This is a genomic window from Chromobacterium indicum (assembly GCF_039708975.1).
Lineage (GTDB): Bacteria > Pseudomonadota > Gammaproteobacteria > Burkholderiales > Chromobacteriaceae > Chromobacterium > Chromobacterium piscinae.
Map to the genome: position 1 here is coordinate 1 of NZ_JAYFSJ010000038.1, position 1463 is coordinate 1463.

Below are 1463 nucleotides of genomic sequence, written 5' to 3' on the forward strand. Positions count from 1 at the left end.
ACGCTGTAATGCCAGTTGCCGTTGGCGTCGATGGTGATCGACCCCAGATTGGCGGTCTTGTTGTCGACGCGGGCGGTGTCGAACGAAGACTGGCCCTGGTCGGCATCGGTTACGTTCAGCTTGCCGCTATAGTCCAGCGTATTCACCGCCGAGACGTTGGCGTCTTCGGTCACCGCGCCTGCGTCGTTGCCGGAGAAGGTTGCGGCATCATTGACACCGGTGACGACGACGGTGATGTCGTGGGATGTGCCGTCCTGAGTGTAGACGGTGAACACCTCGTTGCGGGTCTCGCCCTGTCCCAGGTACTGCACCTTGGCGTTGTCGACGCTGTAATGCCAGTTGCCGTTGGCGTCGATGGTGATGGTGCCGAGGTTGGCGGTCTTGCTGTCGATGCGGCTGGTGTTGAACACCGATTGGCCTTGGTCGGGATCGACGACGTTCAGCTTGCCGCTGTAGTCCAGGGTGTTGGCGGCGGAAACGTTGAGGTCTTCGGTGACGGCGCCCTGGTCGTTTCCGGTGATGACGGCTGGATCGTCCTGTCCCTGGATGGTAACGGTGACGGTATGAGCTGTGCCATCGACCGAGTACACGATGAAGTTGCGGTCCAGGCTGTCGGCGCTGGTCAGCTCCTGTGCCTTGGCATTGTCCAGGGTGAAGGTCCACTGGCCGGTGGCGCTGTCGAAGTGGAAGGTGCCGTAGTCGACCTGAACGTCGGCCATCGGCTTGAATGCGGATTGGTTCTGATCCACGTCCTTGACCAGCAGGGTACCGCCGACTTGCAAGATGGTGTCTTCGACCACGATGCCGTGGTCGGTGCCGCCGATGATGGCCGCGTCGTTGACGCCATTGATGGTGATGGTGATGTCGTGTGAGGTGCCATCCTGCGAGTAGACGGTGAAGACTTCGGTGCGGGTCTCGCCCTGGCCCAGGTACTGCACCTTGGCGTTGTCGACGCTGTAATGCCAGTTGCCGTTGGCGTCGATGGTGATGCTGCCGAGGTTGGCGGTCTTGTTGTCGATGCGGCTGGTGTTGAACACCGCCTGGCCCTGGTCGAGGTCGCTGACATCCAGCTTGCCGTTGTAGTCCAGGGTTTTAGCCGCGGAGACGTTCTGGTCTTCGGTGACGGCGCCTTGGTCATTGCCGGAGATCACCGCAGCATCATTGACGCCGGTGACGACGACGGTGATGTCGTGGGATGTGCCGTCCTGAGAGTAGACGGTGAAGACTTCGGTGCGGGTGTCGCCCTGGCCCAGATACTGGACCTTGGCGTTGTCGACGCTGTAATGCCAGTTGCCGTTGGCGTCGATGGTGATGTTGCCCAGGTTGGCGGTCTTGTTGTCGATGCGGGTGGTGTTGAATACCGCCTGGCCCTGATCGACATCGGACACGTTCAGCTTGCCGCTGTAGTCCAGCGTATTCGCCGCCGAGACGTTGGCGTCTTCGGTCACCGCGCCTGCGTCGTT

The 1463-nt window shown here is 61.1% G+C and carries 1 protein-coding gene; it reads right to left on the reverse strand.

Features of this window, described 5'->3' with window-relative positions:
* Window positions 1–1463, reverse strand: a 1463-nt coding sequence (locus VA599_RS24100) for a VCBS domain-containing protein (RefSeq protein ID WP_346791019.1), incomplete at both ends; no start/stop codon positions are given.